1 protein-coding gene and 1 pseudogene are annotated in these 717 nt (G+C 23.0%); both read right to left on the reverse strand.

The features are described 5' to 3' along the window. Positions 1-230: 230 nt before the first annotated feature. Positions 231-398: pseudogene (locus D1B33_RS18935) on the reverse strand (hypothetical protein); the annotation flags it as partial. A 12-nt stretch (positions 399-410) separates the two neighbouring features. After that, on the reverse strand, positions 411-717 hold a 307-nt coding region (locus tag D1B33_RS18270; RefSeq protein ID WP_192881441.1), incomplete at its 5' end, for a cytochrome b N-terminal domain-containing protein.

The raw sequence follows: 717 nt of genomic DNA on the forward strand, positions 1-717 counted from the left end.
AATTTATGTTTTACTTAAACTAACCAATCAGACTTTAAAGAAAATTTCTTAAAAATTGTTTTCAAAACAATTAAAATAAAGCCAAACACAACTTATAAAATTATAAAATCCTGAATTTCATAAATTATTCAAAAAACTATAAATATTATAAAATACAAAAAACTAAATACTATCCCCAACCCTATATATGGATATTCTACAACACACGCACCAATTCATGTTAACAATATTCAATTTACAACAAAAACCCAATATATAAACTTTATAAAATAATAAAATAAAGTTCTTCGAAAACGATGCTTCAAAAAAAAAGGTAAAAAATATAAAATAACCACCGATATAACTAAAGCGATTACTCCTCCAATTTTTCTAGAAATAGAACGTAAAATAGTATAAGCAAATAAAAAATATCATTCAGGTTGAATATGAACGGGAGTAACCAAAGGATTAGAAGAAATAAAATTCTCTACATCCATAAAAATATAAGGAAACAAAAAACAAATAAATAAAAAAAAAACAAAAAAGAAAGCAAATCCAAAAATATCCCTAATTCTATAATATGGATGAAAAAAAACTTTATCATATACTCTTCTTAATCCTAAAGGATTTCTAGAACCTTTTTCATGAAGAAAAAAAAGATGTAAAATCACAAAAAATAAAATTACAAAAGGTAATAGAAAATGAAAAGCAAAAAACCGAGTCAAAGTAGGATTACCT

Source organism: Ureibacillus yapensis, assembly GCF_003515775.1.
Classification (GTDB): Bacteria; Bacillota; Bacilli; order Bacillales_A; family Planococcaceae; genus Ureibacillus; species Ureibacillus yapensis.